The 26,270-nt window shown below is 36.6% G+C and carries 22 protein-coding genes; 8 read left to right on the top strand and 14 right to left on the bottom strand.

All coding sequences use genetic code 11. The features are described from left to right. Positions 1 to 12: 12 nt before the first annotated feature. A complete protein-coding gene (locus tag M9892_00450; GenBank protein MCO5252819.1) occupies positions 13 to 810 on the bottom strand; it encodes a hypothetical protein in 798 nt (265 codons plus the stop codon). Further along, complete coding sequence (locus M9892_00445) at positions 807 to 2,558, bottom strand: sulfatase-like hydrolase/transferase (protein ID MCO5252818.1); 1,752 nt, start codon at positions 2,556 to 2,558, stop codon at positions 807 to 809. Before M9892_00445 ends, M9892_00450 begins: the two co-directional genes overlap by 4 nt. Positions 2,559 to 2,772: 214 nt before the next feature. Between M9892_00445 and lpxD the strand changes: the two genes are divergently transcribed. The 4 genes from lpxD (at position 2,773) to M9892_00425 (ending at position 6,692) form a co-directional block, all read left to right on the top strand. Then, on the top strand, positions 2,773 to 3,822 hold the full coding sequence (gene lpxD, locus M9892_00440; GenBank protein ID MCO5252817.1) for a UDP-3-O-(3-hydroxymyristoyl)glucosamine N-acyltransferase: 1,050 nt from the start codon (positions 2,773 to 2,775) through the stop codon (positions 3,820 to 3,822). Beyond that, positions 3,819 to 5,219, top strand: a complete 1,401-nt coding sequence (locus tag M9892_00435; protein MCO5252816.1) for a bifunctional UDP-3-O-[3-hydroxymyristoyl] N-acetylglucosamine deacetylase/3-hydroxyacyl-ACP dehydratase — start codon at positions 3,819 to 3,821, stop codon at positions 5,217 to 5,219. The genes lpxD and M9892_00435 overlap by 4 nt, the downstream gene beginning before the upstream one ends. Before the next feature lie 82 nt (positions 5,220 to 5,301). Next, positions 5,302 to 6,090 carry an acyl-ACP--UDP-N-acetylglucosamine O-acyltransferase gene (gene lpxA, locus M9892_00430; GenBank protein ID MCO5252815.1) on the top strand — a complete coding sequence of 263 codons (789 nt, stop codon included), beginning with the start codon at positions 5,302 to 5,304 and terminating at the stop codon, positions 6,088 to 6,090. After that, positions 6,090 to 6,692 (top strand): ATP-binding cassette domain-containing protein, encoded by a 603-nt coding sequence (locus M9892_00425; GenBank protein ID MCO5252814.1) that lies wholly within the window; start codon positions 6,090 to 6,092, stop codon positions 6,690 to 6,692. Before lpxA ends, M9892_00425 begins: the two co-directional genes overlap by 1 nt. On the opposite strand, the gene M9892_00420 is transcribed toward M9892_00425, so the two are convergent. Beyond that, positions 6,689 to 9,037 carry a T9SS type A sorting domain-containing protein gene (locus M9892_00420; GenBank protein ID MCO5252813.1) on the bottom strand — a complete coding sequence of 783 codons (2,349 nt, stop codon included), beginning with the start codon at positions 9,035 to 9,037 and terminating at the stop codon, positions 6,689 to 6,691. The genes M9892_00425 and M9892_00420 overlap by 4 nt on opposite strands. A 45-nt stretch (positions 9,038 to 9,082) precedes the next feature. Here M9892_00420 and murF point away from each other — a divergent pair, with 45 nt between their 5' ends. Continuing rightward, complete coding sequence (gene murF, locus M9892_00415) at positions 9,083 to 10,342, top strand: UDP-N-acetylmuramoyl-tripeptide--D-alanyl-D-alanine ligase (GenBank protein ID MCO5252812.1); 1,260 nt, start codon at positions 9,083 to 9,085, stop codon at positions 10,340 to 10,342. A gap of 16 nt (positions 10,343 to 10,358) precedes the next feature. Here murF and M9892_00410 read toward each other — a convergent pair whose 3' ends face one another. The 4 genes from M9892_00410 to M9892_00395 all read right to left on the bottom strand — a co-directional run bounded on the left by M9892_00410 (position 10,359) and on the right by M9892_00395 (position 14,293). After that, positions 10,359 to 11,228, bottom strand: a complete 870-nt coding sequence (locus M9892_00410; protein MCO5252811.1) for a UbiA family prenyltransferase — start codon at positions 11,226 to 11,228, stop codon at positions 10,359 to 10,361. Between the two features lie 17 nt (positions 11,229 to 11,245). After that, positions 11,246 to 12,193, bottom strand: a complete 948-nt coding sequence (locus M9892_00405; protein MCO5252810.1) for a mevalonate kinase — start codon at positions 12,191 to 12,193, stop codon at positions 11,246 to 11,248. A gap of 130 nt (positions 12,194 to 12,323) precedes the next feature. Beyond that, a complete protein-coding gene (mvaD, locus tag M9892_00400) occupies positions 12,324 to 13,346 on the bottom strand; it encodes a diphosphomevalonate decarboxylase (GenBank protein ID MCO5252809.1) in 1,023 nt (340 codons plus the stop codon). Further along, a complete protein-coding gene (locus M9892_00395; protein ID MCO5252808.1) occupies positions 13,337 to 14,293 on the bottom strand; it encodes a GYDIA family GHMP kinase in 957 nt (318 codons plus the stop codon). Before M9892_00395 ends, mvaD begins: the two co-directional genes overlap by 10 nt. Before the next feature lie 175 nt (positions 14,294 to 14,468). Here M9892_00395 and M9892_00390 point away from each other — a divergent pair, with 175 nt between their 5' ends. Beyond that, positions 14,469 to 14,879, top strand: a complete 411-nt coding sequence (locus tag M9892_00390; protein MCO5252807.1) for a hypothetical protein — start codon at positions 14,469 to 14,471, stop codon at positions 14,877 to 14,879. Between the two features lie 4 nt (positions 14,880 to 14,883). On the opposite strand, the gene mnmD is transcribed toward M9892_00390, so the two are convergent. The 6 genes from mnmD to M9892_00360 all read right to left on the bottom strand — a co-directional run bounded on the left by mnmD (position 14,884) and on the right by M9892_00360 (position 22,036). Then, a complete protein-coding gene (mnmD, locus tag M9892_00385; protein ID MCO5252806.1) occupies positions 14,884 to 15,570 on the bottom strand; it encodes a tRNA (5-methylaminomethyl-2-thiouridine)(34)-methyltransferase MnmD in 687 nt (228 codons plus the stop codon). After that, on the bottom strand, positions 15,557 to 16,531 hold the full coding sequence (locus M9892_00380; protein MCO5252805.1) for a glycosyltransferase family 9 protein: 975 nt from the start codon (positions 16,529 to 16,531) through the stop codon (positions 15,557 to 15,559). The genes mnmD and M9892_00380 overlap by 14 nt, the downstream gene beginning before the upstream one ends. A 36-nt stretch (positions 16,532 to 16,567) precedes the next feature. After that, positions 16,568 to 18,616, bottom strand: a complete 2,049-nt coding sequence (locus M9892_00375) for a site-specific recombinase (protein MCO5252804.1) — start codon at positions 18,614 to 18,616, stop codon at positions 16,568 to 16,570. A 2-nt stretch (positions 18,617 to 18,618) separates the two neighbouring features. After that, the gene (locus M9892_00370) at positions 18,619 to 19,350 is read right to left on the bottom strand and encodes a TIGR00730 family Rossman fold protein (protein MCO5252803.1); all 732 of its coding nucleotides are present in this window, start codon (positions 19,348 to 19,350) and stop codon (positions 18,619 to 18,621) included. Positions 19,351 to 19,639: 289 nt separating this feature from the next. After that, positions 19,640 to 20,749 (bottom strand): hypothetical protein, encoded by a 1,110-nt coding sequence (locus M9892_00365; protein ID MCO5252802.1) that lies wholly within the window; start codon positions 20,747 to 20,749, stop codon positions 19,640 to 19,642. Positions 20,750 to 20,992: 243 nt separating this feature from the next. After that, positions 20,993 to 22,036 (bottom strand): UDP-GlcNAc--UDP-phosphate GlcNAc-1-phosphate transferase, encoded by a 1,044-nt coding sequence (locus M9892_00360; protein ID MCO5252801.1) that lies wholly within the window; start codon positions 22,034 to 22,036, stop codon positions 20,993 to 20,995. Between the two features lie 162 nt (positions 22,037 to 22,198). Between M9892_00360 and M9892_00355 the strand changes: the two genes are divergently transcribed. Together M9892_00355 and M9892_00350 are read left to right on the top strand one after the other, a co-directional pair. After that, positions 22,199 to 24,541: a TonB-dependent receptor gene (locus tag M9892_00355; GenBank protein MCO5252800.1), complete on the top strand. Its 2,343-nt coding sequence runs from the start codon at positions 22,199 to 22,201 to the stop codon at positions 24,539 to 24,541. Positions 24,542 to 24,547: 6 nt separating this feature from the next. Beyond that, positions 24,548 to 25,411 carry a DUF4249 domain-containing protein gene (locus M9892_00350; GenBank protein MCO5252799.1) on the top strand — a complete coding sequence of 288 codons (864 nt, stop codon included), beginning with the start codon at positions 24,548 to 24,550 and terminating at the stop codon, positions 25,409 to 25,411. 51 nt (positions 25,412 to 25,462) lie between these two features. Here M9892_00350 and rsmA read toward each other — a convergent pair whose 3' ends face one another. Then, on the bottom strand, positions 25,463 to 26,254 hold the full coding sequence (gene rsmA, locus M9892_00345) for a 16S rRNA (adenine(1518)-N(6)/adenine(1519)-N(6))-dimethyltransferase RsmA (GenBank protein ID MCO5252798.1): 792 nt from the start codon (positions 26,252 to 26,254) through the stop codon (positions 25,463 to 25,465). Between the last annotated feature and the right edge of the window lie 16 nt (positions 26,255 to 26,270).

Genomic DNA, 26,270 nt, shown 5'->3' with positions numbered 1-26,270 from the left:
ACAGTGTGGTGACTACAAAATAGGCGTGTCCATTTCCACCCAATAAAGAATCACTTTTACCTTTGGATCGCTGGCAACTTTCAAGGCATACAAACTCTGTTGCATATTGTCTCTGAATTTTAATTTACTTTCTGCCATCCATAGCAATTTCTCTTTGTCCGGAAAATACTTTCTCAAAATTTCATAGTCATGAAACGGAGCCGATATATAGGTGGTTTCATATTGCATCCCTTTGCGGATTTTATCTAACTCAATTTGCAAATCCTCCTCGGAGAGGGTATATAAGCCGGGATAATGTAAGTAATAGCTGGTGAAGAACCCGGAATCTGTGAATGCTTGGAGTTCTTTGGTCTGGTTGGATTCGACAATAAACTTGTCTTTGCTTAATGCTAAATCTTGACAGATATAAGTTAGTCTTTTTAAAGCATCTGAAAAATTGGTACTATCAAGGTTTTTGAAATCAAGCCAAAATTTCGTACTTGTATCAGGGTTTGATTTTAAATAGTCAAATAATGTTATACCGGTTGAACCTGCGGGAGGGTGCGAAACATCAAAATTATTTTTTTCCGGTATATATAAAATGTCCACTTCTACGCCACTATAAAGAGGACTGGTTTCTTTCAATCTTTCTATGCTGTTTACCCTGTGTACCCATATTTTGTCTTGAATAACCTTAGTGTAATATTTATCAATGAGTTCTCCTGAAGCAATCATGTTATTTACTTTATACTCTATATATTCCTTTGCTCTATAGGCGAGCATACCTATTGTCAGTACTGCTAAAATGGTAAATATTACTTTTTTATTCATGGCTTTATCTCTTTATCGAAATCAATGTTGTGTTTCACTATACGTTTACGAGGTTCATATTGCGGACTAAAAAGACTTTTGTGGTCGTCTCGACCACTAAACTTAATGTTCAATAAATCTGCAATAGAATATATTAGGTTATCTATCATATAACTTCTATCTCGATATGGCTCAAATGCATTCAGTCTATTTTGTTGATTGGTCCAATAAATAAAAGGGATTTGAAACATTGGATAAGTTCCGATAGATTCAGTATGTCCCTCAAAATTCATGGATTGAAAGACTTCTTCTCCATGGTCTGAAAAATAGATTAACTGTTGATCGCTGCCCTTCCCTTGTTCTTTTAGCATATTAATAATATGGCTTATTACAAAGTCATTGTAAAGTACTGCATTGTCATAAGTATTAATGGCGTCTGTAGCACGCTCTGACGGATACTTGGTGTGCGGTTGATCTGTGAAAATATTATACTTTGCGGGATATCTTGCACTATAAAGTGCATGAGTTCCATAAAGGTGAACGAAAATAATTTTCTTAGGTTCCGGTTCGCTCAGTGCCTTATCTATGAATGGAAAGAGTTTTTCATCATAAGATTCTTTATAATAGTTTTTCTGCTCGGTAGTGCTGCCCATATTTATGAAATAGCTCTGATCGGCAGTTTTTGCTATCATGGTGAGAAGTGTTTCGTATGCGCCAATGGGGTTTTGGTTGGAAATCCAATATGTTTTATATCCTGCCGCTTGTGCTAATTGTATTACTGTTCCTTTTTCTTTGTCATTTGGATTGTCTGTGGAACCAAAGGTCAGCACTTTTTCTAAAGATTCTATAGTATGTGAATGCGGGCTTATTACATCATTAAAACTAATGATTTGTTTGCCAAGTGCTTTGAGATTCGGGCTTGTGTTACGGTAGTATCCATATAAGCCCATGTGAAGTTTGGTGGTCGATTCACCTATTACAACAATGAGTGTCTGGTGTTTGTCATTATCCTCTTTCTTGACTGACTTTATGTAAGGACTGTTTTGGGAATTATTTAAAAAATTCTTGTATTTCTGAATCTCTTGCTTGTATTGTTCATACCCGTCTTCCATTGCATAAAGAATATGATGTTTGAAATGCTCAGCTTTAATATAAATAAACAGTGCGGATACGAAGACTGTAAAAGCAATTGTCCATTTATAAAAAATACCATGTGAGACAATATGCTTGGCTATGTTTTGAAAATAGACAGATATAGACGAAAATATCGAATGTTTAATTGTGATACCCCATTTTAATAGTTGCCCGGATTTCTTAGTTAACTGAACGATATCATAGGCGTATGATTTAGCAGAAAAGCGGTATATGGCTCTGTTCACCGACCATAGAATCATAATCGATGGGATTAAGAAAATCAATAGGAGACGAATAACGGGTGACGTAAAATAGACGTGAAGATATTCTCGGGCTTCTGACACATTGGTCTCCAATAGGATAAATATTACTGAAGATGTCAGTTCGTCTTTATATAAATACATATATCCTGCCTCAAAGAAAATCAGGGTCAGGTTCAACAAATAAATAATGAGTATATAAACAAACTTGACTGCTCTAAACGGAAGAAAAAATGCAATGGAATAGAGTAGGAGATGCAGAAAAATTAACCTTTCAGGTAAGAAATACGCGGATGTATCCTGAGTAACCACATACCATAAAATAAAAATAGGGTAGAGCAGAAATATATAACTGTATTTAATGAGGAAAGACATTTGTGCGGCAACGCGATTTGTATATATTGGATGTGTAAAAGAGAGTAAGCTCGTTTTTTATTGGTTGGCAAAACTATAAGTTCTTTGGCTATTTATCATTATGTGAAAAGTTAAAGCTTTGCGCAGTATTTTTGCTTAAACATGAATTAGAAATTCATTTAAACAAACGGAATAATAAAAAATTAACTTCTAATCGCCTATTTTCGTGCCCTATATGAACAACCCGTCAATTGAAGATATAGTTTCTCTGGTAGGTGGAAAATTAGAAGGGAAAACAGGCCGGACTATTGACGGGGTTGCCGGTATTGAGGAGGCAACAGCAACAAAGCTTTCATTTATTTCAAACCCCAAATACATACAAAAAATCAAAACAACTCGTGCAGGTGCTGTTATTGTTCATCATGATTTGCAACTGGGCGAATATCCTGAAGATATTACCATTATTCGTACTCAAGACCCTTATTTAGCTTTTTGTATGGTACTTGATAGATTCTTTAACCCTTTGCAATTTCGCATAGGAATTGAAGAACAGACCTTTATCCATAAAAACACCCGAATAGCTTCTTCATGCTATATAGGCTCTTTTAGTTATATTTCAGAAGCTGCCGTCCTTGACGAAAATGTTCAGATTTATCCTCATGTTTTTATTGGGAAGAATGTAAAAATAGGTAGAAATACGATTATTTTTCCGGGAGTATCCCTTTATGATGAAACAGAAATAGGAGAGCATTGTATCATCCATTCCGGAACAGTTATTGGCTCTGATGGTTTCGGACATGCTCCATTGCCCGATGGGTCTTATGCAAAAATCCCACAAGTGGGTAGAGTTGTGATAGGAAATCATGTGGAAATTGGTGCTAATTGCGCAATTGACAGAGCTACATTGGGTGAAACACGTATTGAGGACGGAACTAAATTGGACAATCTTGTACATATTGCTCATAATGTAAAAATTGGCAAGCACAATGTAATTGCCGGTCAAACAGGTGTGTCAGGAAGCACTACATTGGGCAACTATTGTATGGTAGGAGGACAAGTCGGGTTTGCAGGTCATATTCAAATTGCCAACAAATCAAGATTTGGTGCCCAATCCGGAGTGCCGGCTTCTATTCATGAAGAAGGCAAAGACTGGATGGGTACGCCTATTATGCCATTGAAAGATAATTTGAAAGCAATGGTAATATCCAAAAATTTGCCCAAACTCGAAGAAAGAGTCAGACAACTTGAAAATATTATTAAAGAACTTACTACAAAGGTAAAATGAACCCAAAACAGACAACACTTGCAGGGAAGGTTACACTTTCAGGAATTGGTTTGCACACAGGAAAAGAAGCTACTTTGGTTTTGAATCCTGCTGAAGCTAATTTTGGCTATAAATTCAAACGTGTGGATTTGCCGGGTCAGCCTATTATTGATGCAAATTGCGACTTGGTGGTGGAAACCGCACGAGGAACAACACTTGAGGAAAACGGTGCACGTATTGCGACTGTTGAACATACGCTGGCTACGTTGGTTGGCTTGGAGATAGACAACTGTCTGATTGAGGTTGATGGACCTGAATGCCCGATTTTGGACGGAAGTGCCAGACTGCTCATTGAGGCTATTGATAAAATTGGTATTATTGAACTTGCAGAAGACAGAGAATATTTTGAAATACCCCAAAATATTCATTATAATGATACAAATAACAAAGTCGAGATGGTAGCAATGCCTTTGGATAGCTATCGTCTTACTGTAATGGTAGATTATAACTCGCATATATTGGGAACCCAACATGCCACTATCACCGGGCTCAAAGAATTTAGAAGAGAAATAGGACCTTGCAGAACATTTTGTTTCCTGCATGAAATTGAAGCTATGGCAAAAGCCAATCTTGTCAAAGGCGGAAGCTTGGATAATGCGATTGTAATTGTTGATAGACCCGTTGAACAAGAAGAACTTAATAATCTTGCCAAACTTTTTAATAAGGATAAAATTGAAGTTAAAAAGGAAGGAATTTTAAATAATCTTGATTTGAGATTCCAAAATGAACCAGCACGTCACAAGTTGCTCGATTTGATTGGAGATTTAGCTTTGGTGGGTAAGCCGCTCAAAGCACAAATCATGGCTGCCAGACCCGGACACGCATCCAATGTTGCCTTTGCAAAAAAAATTAAGGCAGAAATGAAAAGAATTGAAAAAAGAGCATTGACCGAAGTGCCTTATTATAATCCTTCCGAAAAACCGCTTTTAGACCATAAAGATATTATGAGGATTCTGCCCCACAAACATCCTTTTTTATTGGTTGACAAAGTGCTGAGAATGGATGCTACTACTGTGATTGCTGTAAAAAATGTGAGTGCAGACCAATATTTCTTTCAAGGACATTTTCCCGGAGACCCAATCTATCCCGGAGTACTCTTAATTGAAACGATGGCTCAAGCAGGTGGTATTTTAATTCTGGGAGACAAGGAAGACCCTGAGAGCTATGGTACTTATTTTCTCAAAATCGAAAATGCTAAATTCAAAGAGAAGGTTGTGCCGGGAGATACACTCATACTTAAACTTGAACTAACAGAGCCTGTAAGAAGAGGGATTTGTCAAATGAAGGGAAGGGCATGGGTAGGAGAAAAACTTGTATGCGAATCTGAAATGATGGCGCAGGTTGTAAAAACTAAATAAACCTGTTTTGTTGAAAAGCAATTATCTAAATCATTAGGGGAAGACAATAAAACAAATGTATAAAATCTAATACGATACCATTATGATACAACCTTTAGCGTATGTTCATCCGCAAGCAAATATTGATGATAATGTAGTTATAGATCCTTTTGTAACCATTCATAGAGACGTTGAGATTGGAGCAGGAACACATATTATGTCGGGAGCTGTTATTTTCCCCGGTTCCAGAATCGGGAAAAATTGCAAAATATTCCCGGGAGCTTCTATCGGTGCAATACCTCAAGATTTAAAATATAATGGTGAAGAAACCTATGCTATTATTGGAGATAATACCATTGTTAGAGAATGTGCCACTGTTAATAAAGGTACAACGGCATTAGGTAGAACAGAAGTGGGAAGTAACTGTTTATTGATGGCATATTCGCATGTGGCGCATGATTGTATTGTTGGAAATAACTGTATTTTGGCTAATACCGTACAATTAGCAGGGCATGTTGTAATTGCAGATTTTGTTATTATTGGTGGCATGAGTGCTGTTTACCAGTTTGTCCATATTGGACAGCACGTGATGATAGCCGGAGGTTGTATGGTCAGAAAAGACGTGCCTCCCTATACCAAAGCCGGTCGCCAACCTGTTGCTTATGAAGGTGTGAATTCGGTGGGGCTGAGACGCAGAGGTTTTGCTTCTGAAAAAATTAATGAGATTCAGGATATTTACCGAACGCTCTATTTGCGAGGCAATAATACTCAAAAGGCACTCGCTATTATTGAAAATGAGAAGCCTGTCAGTCCCGAGAGAGATGAAATTTTGCAATTTATCAGAGAATCGGAAGGGGGTATTATGAGAGGATATTCTTCTAAACGCATGTAATGCAGTTAGTAGTAGATAAAATAACCAAGTCGTACCAAGGTAAAATCCTGTTCAGAGATAAAAGTTTTTCCTTGAATCTTGGTGATAAAGTTGCAATCATTGGGAAAAACGGTTCAGGCAAAACCACGCTAATTAAAATTTTGATGGGATATACCAAGCCTGACTTAGGAGAAGTCTATTGGTTAAGTGACAAGGGTGAAAAATTAACCATTGATTACAAGGATTTTGCACTTGCAGGTATTCAGCAGCAATTATTTGATGATTTAACTGTAGCAGATGCCATATATTACCATTTCAAATTCAGAGAGCCCATTCATGACCAATACTACGAGGTTTTAAATAATGTGTTCTCTCAAAATCTATTCTCTAAAAAAATCAATCAACTGTCGGCAGGTTGGCTCAATAGACTTAAACTCTTGCTGGCTATTTTGACAAAATCTCAAGTGCTTATACTGGACGAGCCTTTTTCAAATATGGATACAGAAGGGATTGAGTTAACTAGCAAAATAATTTTAGACAATCTAAGCGAAAGGACGTTGGTGGTTGCGGGCAACAGAGAGGATGAACTCGCATTGTGTGATTCCCGGATTCAACTAACTTAGTCGGCAATTATAATTTTGCATGTACCCAAAATCATTCCGGTTTGGTCGCTAATCGTGCCAATGTAAATCCCCTCGGATACTTCCATTTTTACAATATTGTCAGTGTATTTATTGAAATTTAGCGTTTTTACCACACGTCCGGTGTAATCATGAATGCTGATTTTTAAAACGCGTTCGGATAATGCAACAGGGATTTCTATCATGAATTCGCCTTTGTTAGGATTGGGATATACGTTCAACTTATATGTTGTGGCAGGTACATCTTGTATATTGAGTTTTTTAATTTCTGCTCTTGAACTCAAAAACTTAAACCCACCTCTATTTGTACCAATCAGTACATCAGCTGTCGAACTGTCTCTGAGCTTGGCAATTGCAATTTTAGAATTAGCACCTAATCTTACACCCCATGCAGTGTCACTATTGGCATTGACTAATCCGTAAAAGTTAGTGATTTCAGGGAAAGTATAGAATGGGTCATACGAAATATACCACATTTTTAGATGACCGGAGTTTGAACCGGAAATTAACTCGGGTTTTCCATCACCTTCAAAATCATAAAACAATGGAGCAGACATGCCGATTGCATCATATATGGGCGGGTCTGATAGATATAAATTTGAACGTGCATTACCCAATTTGTCTGTAATCTTTGTGAATAAAGGGTCTGAGCCGGTAGAAGTGTTTTTGTAATATGCAAAATAACCGTCATATTTTCCAATAACTAAATCCGGTTTGCCATCTTGACTGTAATCAAAAATAGCCGGTGCGGCATAACTGCCAACAGATTCGCCTAGAAGGTTGTTAGTTTTAAGTAAAAAAGTAGGGTTGTTTACTGAGTCGTTGAGGGATGTATTCTTGAAGAACAGTATTTTGCCTTCGATATTTCCTACCACCATGTCTTCAAGTCCGTCATTATCCATATCTCCAATGGCAATGGTAACTCCCATTTGTTTAAAACTGCTGAAATCTGCAAAATCTGTATCTACTAATTCATACACAGGAAGTTGTGAAGTTCCAATATTGTTGTATCTATATAGTCGAGTATAATTAATGGAAGGTTCCTTAACGGTATCTGGCTCAACTGCAACCAACAAGTCAATCAGCCCGTCTTTGTTAATATCCCAGAAAACAGGGCTGACATTTGCACCTAAGTCAATGGACTCTTGGGTAAGAAAATTTTTGCTTTTAATTCTAAAATAAGGAGCTTCATCGCTACCTTCATTTTTAAGGAACCATGTATTGTCCGAAAAAATAGGATGTGTACCATATTTAGGGTCGGTCATAAAATAGGTTGATGCAATAATGTCTTTTTCCCCATCCCCATCTACATCAAAATGGTAGAGTGCCGGCATGTATTTGAATTTTGCTTCATCTCCGTCATTATTAGGGAAATATGGTGAATAAGCAATCATGGTATCGTAGTTTATGCCCAATTCCTTTTTGCCATTTTTCAACATGATAAGATTCTCAAAAGAGGAATTTCCCATAATGAGTTCTTTGTCCCCGTCATTGTCCAAATCTATTGACAGTAGTGAGCTGCCTCCGCCATGTCTTCTATCCACGTCTTCTCTGCGATAGTTTGGGAAATAGATACGATTACAACTTAAGATAATCCCGTTTACATCGCCAAAGGTTTCACGAAAGCCGCCAAAGCATAAATCGCCTAATTTGAAGGCAAAGGTGTCGTTTGGTAAACCTTTCTCAACTTGCTCATTTATATACAGTACAAGTGTGTTATAAGAGTCATCATACTTGACGTAATCCAAATCTCCGTCTTGATCTAAATCATCTATTATGGGCAAATCGGCTAAACGACCTCCCAAAATGAGTGAAGACCCTGTATTATGTAGGTGGTAAATATCACCCATTTTTCTAAGTCTGATAATTGAATCAGAAGCTTGGGTTGTATTCATATACACCCTGAATCTGTTGGAACCTCCCTCCAATGTAAATAAGTCAGGTTTACCGTCTTGGTTGAAGTCTCTGAAAAGTATAAAAGCGTTGGTATTAATATCATTAAACAAATATTCAAATTGAGGCGCGTATTCGTAATTGTAGTTGTTCGCAATACCTGTGTTGATAAAGGTTAATGTTACACCTCCCGAACGGTCAAAGACAACTATGTCGGGTTTGCCGTCATTGTTGAGGTCAACCTGACTGAACACCGGTAGGTTAAATCCTCCAATAAATGGGTTAACTAAGGTCTTTCCTTCAGTTTTGAATTGTAATGAATCAGAATAGTAGAGTCTTATATCGCTGCTAACTTGGGCTTCTGCATTATGAAAGCAAAATATCATGATATTTAGCACTACTATTGTGGTAATTGTTAATATATGCTTTTTCATAAACACAAAGATAGAGAAAATAATGATTAATCTTGTGCGGTGAAAATGGATTTACTTTATTCATACTACCTAGATTCTCACTTTCAGGTTTATACCGACACTCGTAAACCTATAGAAGGTGCTTTGTTTTTTGCACTGAAAGGACCCGGATTTAATGGAAATAAATTTCTGAGACAAGCATTGGAACAAGGAGCGTCATGGGTTGTCGGAGATGAACATCCCGATTTTGAAAGTGATAAAGTAATATTGGTCGAGGATGTATTGACCACTTTACAAAATCTTGCACTATATCATCGCCATCAATGCAAAGCTAAGGTTTTGGGGATTGGAGGAAGCAATGGCAAAACCACAACCAAAGAACTCTTAAAAAAAGTATTAGAAACACAATATAAAATGCACGCTACCCCCGGAAATTTTAATAACCATATTGGCGTACCTCTTACATTGTTATCAATGCCGGTTGATACTGAAATTGTTTTGGTAGAATTGGGCACAAATCAAAAAGGTGATATTGAACAACTTTGTAATATTTGTCATCCTGATTGTGGACTTATTACAAATATTGGCAAGGAGCATTTGGAAGGTTTTGGAAGTATTGAAGCAGTAGCTCACGAAGAAAGTTACCTCTATCAATACCTTGTCCGGCACGATGGAACAGCATTTGTCAATCATGATGATACTTGGTTGGCGAGCATGTCCAAAAGACTGAAAAATAAGGTAGAGTATTCGATTACTGACTTAACTCATGAACAACTTGCCCCTGAAATTATTGCTAAGAGCAAAACTGACATTTCTTTCAAATCACATCTTGCAGGGCTGCATAACCTTGTAAATATGGCTGCTGCCAGAGCTGTGGGGCTTTATTTTGGTATTAATGAACTCAAAATAGCTGAAGCTATTGCGTCCTACAAACCCGGAAATATGCGCTCAGAATGGCGAAAGACAGATAAAAATTTGATTTTCTTGGATGCGTATAATGCAAATCCAAGCAGTATGGAGGTGGCTATACATACATTGCAATCAGTCAAAGCGGATAAAAAAATCGCCATTTTGGGCGATATGTTTGAATTAGGTGATTTTGCACCCTCTGAGCATCAATCTATATTTGAGATGGCACAAAAGGCGGGATTTGACAAAGTGATTACCGTTGGAAAGGAGTTTTGTAAAGTTAATCATACAGCCGATAGTTTTGAAAACACAGCAGATTTGATTGAATATTTTAGAAATAATCAAGTCTGTGGTAACACTATACTTGTGAAAGGCTCGCGAGGGATGAAATTAGAGGAATTGTTGCCATATCTTTAGCCGTATTTCGCAACAATCAGAAAAACATTAGATTTAAAGTGCCTAAAATAATCAGGATTTTAAATACAAAATTCAAAATATAAAATTCCCCTTGTCTCAGTTTTTGCAAACCTATGAGCACTCCGAACAGAATGATGTTTGAGAAGAAAATATAGAAAAGCCAAAGTGCAGGATAAAATTTTAAATAAAGCAATCCTGAATAAATAAGTTGTATGAGAATAGAAACATTAATTACAAGCCTTGTTCTGTCATCGCCCAGAATACCCGCAATACTGTTGCGTTGCAGGGCAATATCAGCCTTTACCTCCTCCTGACCTTTAATAATAGAGCGGGTAAACAAAAGCATTGTAAAATACACGCCAAATGCCAATACATCCCAATATACAACTCCATAATGCATTCCTACACTGAAAAAGCAAGAAACAGTAAGCAGGGACGAGGAAACTTCCTTAACCAAGGGATATTTTTTGAGTTTGTGTGAATAAACCCATAGTGCAAATGCTAAAAATAAAAAATACAGAAAAAGTTTGAGTGATGCCAACAGTGCCAACCCCAATGCTATCATATTAAGCCATGCATAAAGCCGGATTCGGAAATCTTTTGAAATAAATTCCTGAAAGAGTGTTACATGTGGTCTAACAATCATATCATGCTTGAAATCATAAAAATCATTAATCAAAAAACCACCTGCAACAATCAACAAAGTGCAAAAAACAATCAAATGCAATTTGATGTCAAAAAGGATAATAAACAGACCTTCGGGAAATGAATTGAAAATAAAGCCGGCAGAGATGTATTGCGCAACTGCTGTAAGCAAGATATTATACCAACGAACAGAAGACATCAGCGCAAGAACCTTAAGGTATTTAATGTTCCGGCTATCCATTGATTATTTGGCAGTAGTTAAAATTTATAGATGATATGAGGACTAAAATCTTTGAGATATTTCTCCGCATTCTTATAATCTTTTGTAAAGCCTAAGATATAGCCGCCACCGCCACTGCCGCAGAGTTTGAGATAATAAGCGTTGGTGTCTATCCCTTGCTTCCAGAGTTTTTTGAATACTTCGGGAATCATGGGTTGAAAATGTTCGAAAACAAGACTTGACAGTTCTTTGAGTGAGCTGAATAAAGGCTTGAAATCCTTGCGTAAGAATGCCTCTATACACAAATCATTGTATTTTTTGAATTCGGTTTTAATCAAATTACGAAACCCTTCTGTTTGACATTTCTTTAGAAAAAGAGTAACCATACTTTGGGTTTGTCCGGGTGTGCCGGAATTGATAAGAAAAATGGCTCCTTCACCCGCTTCATTTGGCTCAGGTAAGCCAATCGGGCTGATGTCCTGACCCGATCTTACAAGAACTGGAAGATTCAAATAACAAATCAATGGGTCTAAACCGGAACTCTTGCCATGAAAAAAACTTTCCATTTGAGCCAAACCCGCCTTAAGGTTTAATATAGATTGATTGTGTAGCTCAGTAGCCGGAATCTTGTTCTGAGCATACTTGTCATATATCGAAGCACACAATGCTCCTGAACTGCCAATACCAAAGCCACTTGGAATGCTGGAGTCAAAATACATTCCTTCATTTACATCAGTCTCAAGATCTGTAATGTTTAAATCAAATAGTAATTCATTAGATGCATGAAGACTTTTGAGGTAAGTTACAAACTTCTTAAGATGTCGGTTGGATCTGCTTGAATCAGCACTTAGTCCATCTTCTTTGGTTTTGAGCATCCCAACAAAATGATTGAAAGGGATGGATAAACCCATTGAGTTTTCAATTATTCCGTATTCTCCAAAAAGAAGAATCTTGGCTGTAAACAACGCTTTTTGACGCTTTCCCAAATTGTGTTTTTTTGAATTAAACGCTTGCAAAGATAATATATTTATTCAATGAGAACATTTGTATATTAACCTTGCGAACAAGGTGTATGGTTTTGTAAATAGTGTATAGATTTGTTTTTTACCTGTTCATTTAAACCAAGATGCCGGCATGAATACAAGCATTGTTAGCGCAATATTGCAGTATTTTCTTTTCAATAAAATCCCTAATCTCCGTAACATTTTTTTCAAAATATAATAAATGCACATTGGCACCTGCATCCATTGTGAAATATATAGGTAAGCCACTTTGTATTCTGAACTCTCGAATGGCTTGAAGCACATTTAAAGTATTGGGTTGAATCAAAAAATATCCATTTTTTGAAGTAAGCATCATGGCATGAAGGGTTAAAGCCTCTTGTTCTGCGATTTGTCCAAATGTATGAATGTCGCCATTCTGCAAGGCTTTATATAGGTTTAATGTTTGTTCAAATCCTTGTTCATATCGTTTACTTGCATACCAATGTTGATTAAGCATTTCGTGCCCTTTGCTGCTGGATACGCTTTTCTCGGCATTTTCTATCAGTAAGACGGTGTCTTTTATTTGCAAGAAATCTCTATGAATGTCTTGTAAGGGGATAGCGTATTCATCGCTACTGTTAAGAATTTCAGCGTGTTTGCCCCATTCTGTAAATCCCCCATAAATTGACCTGCACGCACTCCCGGAACCTATTCTACTATAAAAAGATGCTTTTTGCAAAAAATCATTTTTCGATAAGTTAACACCTGAAATTTTTTGGTCTAAATCCATGATGCACAACGCCAATGCACTCATAGATGATGCACTCGATGCAATGCCCGTCCCATAAGGAAAATTGTTGTGAGAATGAATCTCAATGCAATATTTTTTTAACCAAGAAAAATTTTGGCTTATAGACTTAAAGAACTTGATAATCTTTGGCAAAAATGTAGGTTTGGGTTTGCCTTCAAAGAAAAATACTATCTCAAAATCTTCACGAGTATTTTTGTCTTTAAGAATAATTTCAGTTTGAGTGAAAATGTCATCAAGGGTAAAACTGATAGAAGGATTAGCAGGTAGTTGAAATCCCTTCTTACCCCAATATTTAACGATTGCAATATTGGACGGACTTTTGTGAATACTCTTTATTACTTCCATTCGTAATCAATCATTTTGCTAAAGTCCATAATAGTCTGATATCCTTTTTCAATAAAGTAGTTGTCGGTATAATCGGTATCTGTGTTAGAACAAGCCAAAATAAAGTCTCCGCCCCATGCGCCAAGAGACTTAATAACTCCATCAAAGTCTGTGAAAAGTTCGTCTTTTATGCATTTGCTTTTCAAAACTTCAGACATAATGAGCTCATGTTTATTGAGTAATTGCGTAAATTCTTTATAGTCTGTTACAGAAATGAGTTTCTCGCTTATATTGCTTATTTCCTCTATAACATTATGCTCCTCATCTTTGCTCCAACGACTTTTGAATCGTGTAATCTCTACATTGCTATCTTGTTTGCGATTGAGGTAAATTAACCTGCATTTATGAGCAAATCTTTTCCAAGACAATTCCACCGGTTCTGCCCAATGGTACATATCTTCTTCAATAAAATAGATAATGGGTTTGCCCATTAAACTGGTTGCAATATCATAACCGCTGCCTTGATTGAGTGTGGACTGAAAAACCAATTCAAAGGGTTGCAGGTCGGTAAGCATCGCCAGGTTGACAATCAGTGAAGCACTACTGCCAAGTCCCCAACCGGGATCAAAGTCCATAAAAGTTTTAAAAGTATAAACACCATGCTCTTTAAAAAAATCAGGTTTGGCATTGTGGATGGCTTTCAATAGACTTTGGATAAATTCGGTTCTGCCGCTGCCTTTTTGTTCAGCTGCTTCAAAATCGTGTTCAATATCGAATTGATTGGAATACCAGATTACATCGCCCGAGGTCATTGAAACCCAGTTGATCATTTTGGATCTTCGCCTTCTGTCATGAGAGAATTGTAGTTGTTGCCCTAAAACCGTTGGTACTGCTAAGGCTTTTGCACCTTTGATTACAAGATATTCTCCTGTAATCATCAACTTGCCCGGACTCCATAATTTTTCCAAAATTAAATTTTTGTTGTGGCAAAGGTAACTTTTTAAGTTCCTAAATATGAAGAACTAAATATTCGCTTTTCATTATTTATTCCAATGCGTTCTTAATTTCATACATATTATGATTCATGTCATTTTTTGTATGAGCAAAATTGCGCTACTTTGCAATAAATTAAATTTGTATTTTATGAGTATCACAATCACGCCACAAACAACCTTGCAGGAGATTAAAACTGCTTTTCACCAGAAATTTGATTCTTTGAAGATTGATTTCTTTATTGACCTCAACAAAGACGAAAACTATACATCAAATGAGCGGGTAAGCGATTATGAGTCCACACTGTCAGATTTGGGCGGCAAAGGAATTGACGGAGTTATTTCTATTAATGACAGTAGCACAGTTTCAGAGGTTGAAATGAGTTTTAGAGAGTTGTTTGGTGTGATAGTTCAGATTTTCAGAAAACGTGGAAACTCTTGGTTGATGACCAGTGCAACAGACAATTTTACATTGGCATATCTCAATCAAATGGGTCATGACAGTATGAGAGAGGACTCAGATAATCCTATTGATGCGTCTGATAGGCGAGAGTTGGAGTGAAATTTTAACCTTTTGTTGCCTGCGTGATTTCTCTTCTGGGTCCAATACCCGGTGGATTTGACAATGTCATTCCCAATGATTTCATATTGCGTTTAAACTGCCCGTTTGCACAATAAGTGATAAAAATGCCTCCTTTGCGCAACAAGTTTGCACATTTTTGAAGTACAGTAAAATCCCACATCTCGGGTTGTTTTCGCGGAGCAAATGCATCATAATAAATCAGGTCAAAGGATTCCGGTGGAGCGTCAAACTCTTGAATACTTGTACGCCAACGTGTAAAATGAAAATTAGGAGTTAGCTCTAATTCTGTATTTTCTGTTTGTGTATGAAGTTGTGTTAAGATTTGCCTCATTTCCTCCTGTTCCGAAATAAACCCCATATTAATATTCGAAATTAATTCTATTGGGATGGGGTAGGGTTCCAAGGTGTGATATGCCACCGATTGTTGTTTTTTATTTGCTTCAATCAATGTCAACATCGCGTTCATCCCTGTTCCAAAACCTACTTCCAATATCTTTATTGTATGAGTTTGCTCAATGCAACGAAACCCGTGGTTAATATACACGTGAATACTTTCTGTAAGCGCTCCTGTGTTGCTGTGATAGGTTTCGTCCAATTGCGGAAGATAGAGCGTGTGGCTGCCATCTTCGGTTTTTAGTAAAATTGGTTTTTCAGGGTTAAAGTTGGACATGGTGGAAATCAATATCATTCATACATCTGAAATGCCCTTTTGGACAATGGTCGAATCCTAGTTTGGAACATGGACGACAATACAGATTTTCAACTTCTAATATAACGCTTTGACTTGCGTTTTTGCTGTTGTCGGAGTAATAGGGTGTCATGCCAAATTCAGGAATTGTGTTGCCCCAGATGGAAATAATGGGTTTGTCAAAGGCAGCACCGATATGCATCAAACCGGTGTCGTGAGTAATAAGTTTAAGGCAATTTTTAATTACAAGAGCGCTTTGGTTAATTGTCAAACGTCCGCACAAGTTGATAACGCCTTGTCCTTGAAGCTTTAGAGCTAAATCTTGCCCTCTTTCAAAATCTTCCTTTCCGCCTAACAAAATAAGCAATTGAGTGGATTTTTTGAGTAACTCAGTCAGTTTATCAACCGGCATCCTTTTAGTAAAATATGTGCCACCAATAGCTACAGCATGGTAGAGTTGATGCAGATGGGGTTCAATTTCAGGCGGCAATTTTGTATCTCCGCAGAAATATTCCAAACCTTTGCCGTCATTCACTATTCCCAAGGATTTGCTTGCATTTAGATACCTGTCCACAATGTGAATTTTAGGCATGTGTTTTTTGTTACAAGTGCGAACTGTTAACCATTTTTGAAAGTTAAGTTTATCAAAACTTGCTGATTTTGTTCTCAAAATAGATTTTAATCTGAATGTTCGCAGATTGTGATGCAAGTCCACAACAAAGTCAAATTTTTCTTTTTTTAGTTGTCGGGCAAATGAACTGTAATCGTCTGCAAGCAGATGCAGTTTGTCAATATATGGGTTGAACTCGAATATAGATTGGTATTGATATTTGGTAGCAAAATGTAGTTCCGCACCTTTGATTTGCTCTTTGATACAACGTAGTACAGGCGAAGTCAAAACGATGTCGCCTATTGAACTGAATCTGACTACGAGTATTTTCATTGTGGGCAAATGTAGTAAGGAATGTGAAGATAAAACTCAAGACTCATTTCTGTTCTCTTCAATAATAGATTCAGATTCTTCCCTGATAGCATAGACTTTTTTGGGTGGAGGAAGAAAAAAATCACGTTTGCTCTGTTTGAATCTTGTCCATATTGCAAAAAAGATGGGTTTAATGTCAAAAAGCCTCAAGTTGCGCGAACGCAAAGCCACAAACATAGATAAGACAAAACTTACAATAAAGTTGAAAAAGCCAATCAAACCTATACATAAAACCGCAATCAATATATCCCAAATAGTAATGTTAAAGTTAAGCCCTAACAATGCCAATCCAAAGTTGCCGGCAGCAAATGTGATATGTCGAATTCCCAAATCCAATCCAAAAAACACTCCAATAGTACCCGTTGTGCCAAGCATCACTCCAAACCAGAAATTGCCGGCAATTCCACCTATATGTTTGTCATAAATTGATGCAAATTTGTCAAGCGACTTATCGGGGAAAAATTTTCGCAAAATAGGGTGCTTCCTGATTCTCAGAGAGATTCTGTCATGAATATTTCGATTGATATAATAGCCGGAAATCAGACCACTCAAGAAGAGGAAAACTCCTGTTAATGCGGCATGTGGTATTGCCTTGGATTTAATAAAATTAACATCATCCAGCATCTGTCGGCTGTGTTCAACAGTAAGAAAATCTGAACCAAAAATGTATTTCCAAATTAAAAATAGTCCAATAGCAACAGGAAAAGCAAGAAACACATTACCCACAAATGCAATGAATTGTGAGCGAAATAAACGAGCAAATAAATCAGCAAAGTTTGAGTAACTCACCGAGCCTTTATGTTCCGGTTTGAGTGCTTTGGCAAGGGTTGCAGCCGTCATCGCAGGTTGTTTGGTGGCAAGTGTGAAATGAAAGAGATAAATGGCAATAAATCCTAAGGCATAATTTATACTGTACAAAAATGCTTGCCCGAAAAGACTCGTGTCAATATTTGACAACTGTGCTTTGAAAATACAAAGAAATCCAACCACTACACCTCCTCCGGCAGCAGAATAAAACATCTTCTTGTATTCACTTCGGTTTTCGGTGATATAATGCTCTCCTGTAGTGCCTGTGTGTTGTGTAATTTGATATGCAACAAGGTTGGTAGAAGTGCGCCAAAACTCTCTGATGTTGTTCTTCTTAGCATTCAGGCGAATGATTTGATTGAGAAAATGGACTGTCTTAATATGTGTATCTTTTTGCTCTTTGTTGTCTATTAAATAGTTGAGCAACATCTCAAGTCTGTCAAGTTGTTGCTGAAGCCGTACAAACTTAATAGTAGTAAAAAAATTTATTCCATAACGGTCTTTATTTCCCAAAGCTTTTGTCAAATAATCTTTACATTGTTTGATTAAGATTCGGACTTGTTTGACATTTATGTCGTCTTCAGTTCTTGGTTGCGTGCCGGTCTTAAAGGATTCAATCATAACCGAAATGTCTTTTTGCAGGCTGATAAAAGGACTGTCAAACCCGGCATACTCAGGGAGCATTCGCAGCAATGAGTAGTCCATAGCTGTTCCTGATATTCGCAAAGCAAGTAGATCAATCGAAAACAAAACTTCATTGACGGCAAAACTGTCATTATCACACTCAGACAATGGTTTGATATTGAGTAAATCAAAAAATTTACGCCAACTTTTTTCTTCCAATGCTGAAAACCAACGGTGGTCTTTGCGGTGATAAAAGATATTGGTAGCCAAATACTCCATGCTGTTTTCAGCCGGTTGTATAGGCAAAATCTTATGATAAAATCTTTTGAATATTTCCCTTCTAAAACCGCCAGATGAGATTATCCCTAAATCCGCAATCAGAGAACTGAATTTTCTGTTTTTTAATAACCTGTGAATATAAGTTCGCAATCCTGATAGGAGATATTCGTCCTTCTCGAGAATGAAAATCAAATCATTAAACCTGTCTACGGCATAAGCTGTGTTTTTATAGTCAATTGGTCTGAGACGTTGCACCATCAGCATAAGATAATCAGGATTTGTGTCCTTGCTTTTGGCAATCCTAACCAAGATGTCATACATTGAAACGTTGTGCATGATTACATTCCTGCTTTTTCAAAAAGCCATGGTTTAGGAGTGAATTCTTTTTTGACAAGCCCGAATTTCTTGATTGCATGGTCGTTAATGAATTTCAGTGCTTCATTTATGTCGTCCGTAATTTTGAATGAAGGTATCTCATCCCAATGTGCAGTACCTGCTTTGTCAAAATCATCTAATTGTTTAATTGTGCCCTCCCAGAATTCCTTACCCATTAATACAATCGGGAATCCTTCGATTTTCTGAGTTTGAATGAGTGTCATGGCTTCAAACATTTCATCTCCTGTGCCAATACCACCTGGTAATATAATGAAGCCGAAAGAGTATTTGAACATCAAAACTTTTCTTACAAAGAAATATTTAAAATTAACCTGAATATTGGCGTAGGGATTGGGGTGTTGTTCATAGGGTAAGATAATATTACAGCCAATGGCTTTGCCACCTGCTTCATGAGCCCCTTTGCATGCGGCTTCCATAATGCCGGGTCCTCCACCTGTCATGACTGCAAAACCCATCTCAGCAAGCCTTTTACCTATTTCTTCGCCTAATTTGTAATAGGGGTGTTCTGGTTTAAAACGAGCAGAACCAAATACTGCAACACTGGGACCGGCAAAGTGTAAGGTGCGATATCCACGGATAAACTCTTTAAAAACACGATAGGTGAATTTTAATTCATACCATCTGCTGCGCGGACCATCTAAATATAGTTGTTCGTATTTGGGGCTTGACTCCATTATTGTTGATTCTCAATTCAAGGCGTGAAATACATTGAATAAATTATACAATGCAAGAAAAACTATGCACAAAATCGAAACATATTTTTACGTCCAAATTGCCAGTTTTAAACCTGTATTAGGCACTAACTGTTTAGCAAATTATCTACGTTTTTTTGCAAAAAATAAAACATATAGCAACAGTTTAAAACAAATATCAAGTCGAAATTCAGAGCAGATAACTCAAGGAGTTAATTTTACTTCCCAAAGGATAATCTGTATAGGGTGCTTATATTGAGAGCAATTATCTTTAGATACTAAATCCAATACCAAACTTCATATACCATGGAGGAGTCAGAATAAATTTTCCGATTTTATTAAATGTCTTATCCCAAGCGCTAGCATCGGGGTCTGTTTCCCAGCGTTTATCATAGTATATTCCGGGTCTAAAGCCTAATTCAGCTGTATAATATAGACCAGGAATGTTTTTACGTGCTCTAATAGTATACATTCTAAACCCAAAACGAGAGAGTTTTGCATCCTTAATTTTGGACGACAAAACAATTGTCGAATTTGAAGTATCGGTGTAAAAAGCTTCATCAGACCTTGTAATCAATGGTGCGTAGAGCAAATCGCATCCCATAATGTAAGTGGCATCACTGCGAAACTTGGTTCTTCTTAAGGATTTATATTGGAATTTAGCTTTATAACCCGATGTAACGGTAGATATATATCCTAATGTAAAAGTAGTAGTTTTATAGGGTATGATATAACCGAATGGAGGTGCAGTTGAAGGATCTTCGAAAGATATTCTATTAGAACCTAACTTTGCTTTTGAAGTATCGTAACTCATGGTCGCACTACCCATAATCATTCCTAAATTCAATCCGGATGTATATCTTGTTGAAACTTCATAATTGGTATAGTAAGCATAGTAGTAGGTTGTTTGGACATTGCCAGAAATACTAGTGCCGGTTACATCAATACCAATAGTGGGTGAAACATCTTCTTTTACTATTTCATCTTTAAAATTATAACCAACTGAAAATTCAATTTCATTTAAGGGGTTCATTTTTTTTGCAAATTCTTTCTGTCCCCCTACCTTAATATATTTGTTTTCTTTCTTGCCGGTTAACAAATCTATCAGCATATCATTTTGGTACTTACCCATAAAAATAAAATGTTTAGGAGAATAGCTCCCTGTAACTTGCCAAAAGAGAGATGGTTGGGGTTGTAGCCCTGCCACTCCAATATTAACACCTAAATGGTAGCAATGGCGTGCAGGATTGTCATAAGAGTATTCCGCTTGCAATGCGGGGTCGTTTGGAGAAACGAAGTTCCTTTTCTCTTGACCAAGAGATACGTTCGAATAAAAAAGCGCAAAAGCAACTAAAGTAAGGTTTAGTGGGTTTTTTTTCATATTATAGTTTTTTGATTCGTTAAAATTGGGTGCGAAGGTAGAAAAATATTTAAACTGTTTTTTATTTCTAATATTGACTTGTGAACAACGCTTGCAATACGAATAAAACAAACAAATGTGTTAAGTAAATATAGTTGTATTGAAAAAATGTGATGAGTCCTTGTTGTTATTAAGAAATAGGGTGCACTCTTTTAGCCTTATAATGAAAGAATGTGTTGTTCAATTTGGGATTGAACATTTGTATTATTTATGAGACATCATTTTTACAATTCTCGTTTTTGTAAATCTGTTACGCACTATGATATAAGTGGTAATTTGTGCAGCAATTAATATAAAAACAATCGAGATCTGTGTATAAATACTCTTGCCCCAAGGAAACAATATAATAATGATGTTTATCAATGCTTGAATCATTGCATAACTCAGAGATACCTGAATGTGTTTGAATTTGCCTATATGAACCAATTTTTTAAACAGAAAATCCCTATGTGGAACAAAAATATTCTCTTTTAAAATTAGTTTGTAAATAACAGTTAGTCCCGAGTCAATACCTAAAACCGAAAATAGCAGTATGTAGGTTATGTTTCCCGTCTTGGAAATCAACATGAATACTAAATAAATCACCAAAAATGCTATGCCAACACTGCCGGCATCGCCCATAAACATTTTGGCATGATATCTTAAGTTGAAAAAAAGGAATATGGCAACGGATGCCAAAAATGAATAGATAAATAGAGGATTTGCAAATTGTATCAGATGGCCTTCTGCGTCTGTTAATGTAAAGTTGAGGTAGGTCAGGCTGATTAAAATAACCAAGGTATTAGAAGCCAACATTCCATTGATACCGTCCATGAAATTAAAACCATTGATGATGCATACACCAAAAATAGTAGCCCCAATCCATATAGGAAGTTTTTCAGCGAAGCTGTTGTATGTGTCTGACACAGGGATTGTAGATACCAGTAATCCTATTACAATGATTTGAACAATAAACCTATATGAATTTTTTATAAAAATTAAATCATCTATAAAGCTTACAATAACCAACAAAGTTAAACCAATCCAAAACGTGTTGTTGATTTGAATATTTGTCAGTAAGGCAGTAATAGCAAGGCTAATGGAAAAAACAATACCACTTCCTGTAATTGTTTTTTGGAAATGAGAACTTCTTCCGATGGGGTTGTCGTAAATGCCGAATTTTTTCGCTAATACAATATAAAGGAGAAACAGAATTATCGGGGGGATAATTACTGCAAATAACTCATTTAAGTTGAGAAGTGCAAACATTGGAATTGGTCGGCAAAGATATACATATTATGGATTGGAATTTCTATCCATCATTAATAAGCTAATAGAATTTAGTTATATCGTATGCTTTGCTTTTTTGTCGTATTTGCTAAAGTGAGTAAGGTATTATAATATTTTTGCAACCTATTTATTTATAGGCGTATGCGCAAGAGATTGCTACTTATTTTTATTTTGCTTGTTACTACGAGTGCTTTTAGCCAAACTAAATTTAGCATTAGTGGTTATATGAAAGATTCTGCCAGTGGTGAATCACTCATAGCAGCTACTGTCTATGTTGAAGAGCTTGCGCAAGGAGCAGCAGCAAATGCCTATGGCTATTACTCGTTGAGTATTCCACATGGTAAATATACATTTAGATTTTCTTATGTAGGTTATCATGACAAGGTAGTAGTGAGAAATATTACCCAAAATATCTCTCTCAATGTTGAATTAAGTCCTATGTCAAAAGTGCTGGAAAGCGCTGATGTCAAATCAACACGAAAATCTGAAAATATTAAATCTACAGATATGAGTTCAGTAAAATTGAACATAAAAACAATTCAAAAAATACCCGCTTTTTTGGGTGAAGTGGATTTAGTGAGAGTAGTTCAATTGATGCCGGGTGTTACTACGGTAGGTGAGGGCGCTACAGGTTTTAATGTGCGTGGAAGTTCAGTTGACCAAAATCTTGTGCTTTTGGATGAAGCACCTGTTTTTAACTCTGCACATTTGTTTGGTTTCTTCTCTGTATTTAATCCCGATGCGGTGATGGATGTTAAACTCATCAAAGGAGGTATTCCTGCAGTATATGGTGGGAGACTCGCCTCGATTTTGGACGTGAGGATGAAAGAGGGTAATCTTAAAGAATACAAAGGCACTGGCGGTATTGGTGTGATTTTTAGTCGTCTAGCCTTAGAAGGACCAATAGTTCGAAATAGAGGCTCTTTTATTATTGCAGGACGAAGAAGTTATGTGGATGTGTTGGCTAAACCTTTTATGAAAAAGGAGTTGCAAGGCAGCCGTTTTTACTATTATGACTTTACTGCAAAGGGCAATTATTTTATAAATAAAAATAACCGTATCTTTCTTTCAGCGTATTTAGGTAGAGATGTTTTTTCAGCATCTGATATTTTTGGTTTTGATTGGGGTAACCAAACTGTCACGGCTCGATGGAATAAAGTGTTTAACAACCGTCTTTTTTCTAATTTGACCGCCTATTACAGCAAGTATGATTATAAAATTGATGTAAAAATGGGAGAATCCGGTTTTGATTGGAAATCTAATATTATTAACTATAGCATTAAACCTGAGTTTAGTTACTATTTCAACCCTGATTTTGTGATGAACTTTGGCGGTCAGTCAATATTCTACACCTTTGTTCCCGGTACTTCACACACAAATTTGAATGGAGTGATAAGTTCCAGAACTTTGGATAATAGATATTCATGGGAAAATGCGGTTTATACCGATTTTGAACACAAGATCAATAAGAAACTGAATTTACGTTATGGTTTACGCTATTCTCATTTTAATTATGTGGGCAAAGGAACTACTTATTATTACAGAGATACGACTGCCAATATTCGCAAACCCTTAGAAAAAACTGAGAAAGTAGGGTGGTTGCATTCAATTGCATCGTATGGAAACATTGAACCCCGATTAGCTATAACATATACGTTGGATTCATTTTCATCCATCAAACTGAGTTTTAACAGAATGTCTCAATATCTTCAATTAATTTCTAACACTACAGCTTCTATTCCATTGGATGTGTGGACACCCGCAACCAATAACATTCCCGGACAGATTGCCAATCAGTATGCAGCAGGTTATTTTAGAAATTTTCAGGATGATAAATGGGAAACTTCAGTAGAGTTTTATTATAAATCATTGCAAAATCAGGTGGATTATATTGACAATGCTGATTTGTTGTTGAATGAATTTTTAGAGGGTGATTTGTTGGTTGGAAAAGGGAGGGCGTATGGTGCAGAGTTTTTTGTGAGAAAACACAGCGGAAAACTTACCGGATGGATTAGCTATACCTTAGCAAGAAGCGAAAGATTGGTTGAAGGAATTAACAGGGGTAAATGGTATCCTGCACGCTTTGACAGGGCGCATAACCTAAACCTTGTGATGATATATGAAATCACAAAGAGAATCAGCGCCTCCGGCAATTTTGTTTTTTATACCGGGACACCGGCAACTTTCCCTACGAATAAATTTAATTTTCAGGGATATATTATCCCAAATATAGCCGATGATGCCAGAAATAATTATAGAATTCCACCTTATCATCGTCTTGACTTGTCTATTACGATTCAGGGAAAGAAAAGAAAAAGATGGGAGAGTAATTGGGTATTTTCAGTATATAATGTATATGCGCGAAGAAATCCATTCTCAATTTATTTCCAACCAAACCCGGAAGACTATATGCAAACACAAGCCGTTCGATTCTCTGTGTTGGGTAGAGCAGTGCCCGCTATTACTTACAATTTTAATTTTTAGGAACACATGAGAATATTGACTCTATACCGTCTCTTGTTCATCAGTTCTTTGCTGATATTTGCTTCTTGTGAGGATGTAGTAGAAGTTAAGGTGAAAAACACCGACCCTCAACTTTGTATTGATGCAATTTTAACCAATGATCACAAACCTCAGACCATTAAGGTTTCACAGTCTATTGCTTATTTTGATAATAATGGCAACTATCCTGCGTTTGCTGTTGACTCTGTTATCATGACGGATAATTATGGAAATAGATTTGTTTTTGTTCCCATGCAAATCGGCACTTATGTTTACACTCCGATGGGGGCAGATACTTTTGTTAAAAATGCACACTTTGTATTGAATGTATATAAAGGTGCTACGATATATTCTGCTCAAAGCACAATGATGCGAAGCCCTGCTGTGGATTCCATTACCTATAAATATAATGAGAACCGGAAAGGATATTTTGTAACCATGCATGCAAGGGATTTGCAGGGACCCGGTGATTATTATTGGATTAGAACATACAGAAATGGGGTGTTTATGAATAATCCTTCTAAAATTAATATTTCTTATGATGCCGGTTTTGAACAAGCATTCTCAGATAGTCAAGAATTTCTGTTTCCCATTTCAATTATGGGTACAAATGATTTTGAGAAGTCTTATCAAATCGGTGAAAAAGTCAAAATTGAAATTTTGGGAATATCGGACGATTTTCACTTATATTTAGGCATGGCTCAGCAACAAATGCAGAATGGTGGAATGTTTGCGCCTCCACCGGTTAATGTTCGAACCAATTTCAAGCAAAACGACCCAAATGCGATGCCGGTCGTTGGGTTTTTCAATGTGTGCGAACTGCATAGCATAGAGGTTGAGATAAAAGAATAGTGCCGACAAGGAAATGTCTATTATAAGATGGCGTATAATGAAATAAGACCATCACTTATTTCTACTCTTTTCAATCATTTGCGTAACTTTAATAAAATCTTCAACACTGAGATTCTCGGGTCGCAATTTTGCAAACCCGGTACTTTCAAGCTCCCCTGCCGGTATTTGAAATTTTTTCAGGCAATTGTTGAGCGTTTTTCTTCTTTGGTTAAAAGCAGTTTTAACTACATCGAAAAGTAAACTGTCCGAACATTCCTCAAGTTGAGTTCTATATCGAAAGCCTTTTATAACCCCCGTTTTGACTTTGGGTGGCGGATTGAATACATCTTCTGAAACCGTAAAACAATATTCGACTTTGTAATACGCTTGCATTAATACGGACAAGATACCATATTCTTTTGAATCGGGTGCCGAACATATTCTGCGGGCAACTTCTCTTTGAAACATACCTCCAAAACCTTCCACATTAGTGCGGTTCTCCAGTATTTTGAATAGAATCTGAGATGAAATATTATAAGGAAAATTGCCTATCACAAACCACTTGTCGTTACCAAGAATTGCTTTAGCAATTTTGAGAAAATCACCTTCTATAATCCTGTCCCAATCGGTCGCATCAATTAGGTTTTCTTTTAGATAAGATACAGATTCTGAGTCTATTTCACTGAGGAATAATTGCTCTTTATGATTTTGCAGGAGAAATCGGGTAAGTACTCCCGTGCCGGGACCTATCTCTAAAATTTGCCCATCAAAGGATTGTGGAACGATAGTTGCAACTTTTTCTGCAATAGATTTATCTTTGAGAAAATGCTGTCCAAACTTTTTTTTCGGTTTTACGAAATTCATTTTACTTTTGGAATGA

The organism is Bacteroidota bacterium, from assembly GCA_023957335.1.
Taxonomy (GTDB): Bacteria; Bacteroidota; Bacteroidia; order NS11-12g; family UBA955; genus JALOAG01.
This window is presented reverse-complemented; position numbering and strand designations above follow the sequence as displayed.

Excerpts from the sequence above, each read along its gene's own strand:
- lpxA (MCO5252815.1), top strand. The coding sequence starts at position 5,302 with ATGATACAACCTTTAGCGTATGTTCATCCGCAAGCAAATATTGATGAT.
- M9892_00445 (MCO5252818.1), bottom strand. The coding sequence starts at position 2,558 with ATGTCTTTCCTCATTAAATACAGTTATATATTTCTGCTCTACCCTATT.
- lpxD (MCO5252817.1), top strand. The coding sequence starts at position 2,773 with ATGAACAACCCGTCAATTGAAGATATAGTTTCTCTGGTAGGTGGAAAA.
- M9892_00365 (MCO5252802.1), bottom strand. The coding sequence starts at position 20,749 with ATGAAAAAAAACCCACTAAACCTTACTTTAGTTGCTTTTGCGCTTTTT.
- M9892_00375 (MCO5252804.1), bottom strand. The coding sequence starts at position 18,616 with ATGCACAACGTTTCAATGTATGACATCTTGGTTAGGATTGCCAAAAGC.
- M9892_00435 (MCO5252816.1), top strand. The coding sequence starts at position 3,819 with ATGAACCCAAAACAGACAACACTTGCAGGGAAGGTTACACTTTCAGGA.
- M9892_00370 (MCO5252803.1), bottom strand. The coding sequence starts at position 19,350 with ATGGAGTCAAGCCCCAAATACGAACAACTATATTTAGATGGTCCGCGC.
- M9892_00350 (MCO5252799.1), top strand. The coding sequence starts at position 24,548 with ATGAGAATATTGACTCTATACCGTCTCTTGTTCATCAGTTCTTTGCTG.
- M9892_00450 (MCO5252819.1), bottom strand. The coding sequence starts at position 810 with ATGAATAAAAAAGTAATATTTACCATTTTAGCAGTACTGACAATAGGT.
- M9892_00380 (MCO5252805.1), bottom strand. The coding sequence starts at position 16,531 with ATGAAAATACTCGTAGTCAGATTCAGTTCAATAGGCGACATCGTTTTG.
- M9892_00410 (MCO5252811.1), bottom strand. The coding sequence starts at position 11,228 with ATGGATAGCCGGAACATTAAATACCTTAAGGTTCTTGCGCTGATGTCT.
- M9892_00425 (MCO5252814.1), top strand. The coding sequence starts at position 6,090 with ATGCAGTTAGTAGTAGATAAAATAACCAAGTCGTACCAAGGTAAAATC.
- M9892_00390 (MCO5252807.1), top strand. The coding sequence starts at position 14,469 with ATGAGTATCACAATCACGCCACAAACAACCTTGCAGGAGATTAAAACT.
- M9892_00355 (MCO5252800.1), top strand. The coding sequence starts at position 22,199 with ATGCGCAAGAGATTGCTACTTATTTTTATTTTGCTTGTTACTACGAGT.
- murF (MCO5252812.1), top strand. The coding sequence starts at position 9,083 with ATGGATTTACTTTATTCATACTACCTAGATTCTCACTTTCAGGTTTAT.
- mnmD (MCO5252806.1), bottom strand. The coding sequence starts at position 15,570 with ATGTCCAACTTTAACCCTGAAAAACCAATTTTACTAAAAACCGAAGAT.
- mvaD (MCO5252809.1), bottom strand. The coding sequence starts at position 13,346 with ATGGAAGTAATAAAGAGTATTCACAAAAGTCCGTCCAATATTGCAATC.
- M9892_00420 (MCO5252813.1), bottom strand. The coding sequence starts at position 9,037 with ATGAAAAAGCATATATTAACAATTACCACAATAGTAGTGCTAAATATC.
- rsmA (MCO5252798.1), bottom strand. The coding sequence starts at position 26,254 with ATGAATTTCGTAAAACCGAAAAAAAAGTTTGGACAGCATTTTCTCAAA.
- M9892_00360 (MCO5252801.1), bottom strand. The coding sequence starts at position 22,036 with ATGTTTGCACTTCTCAACTTAAATGAGTTATTTGCAGTAATTATCCCC.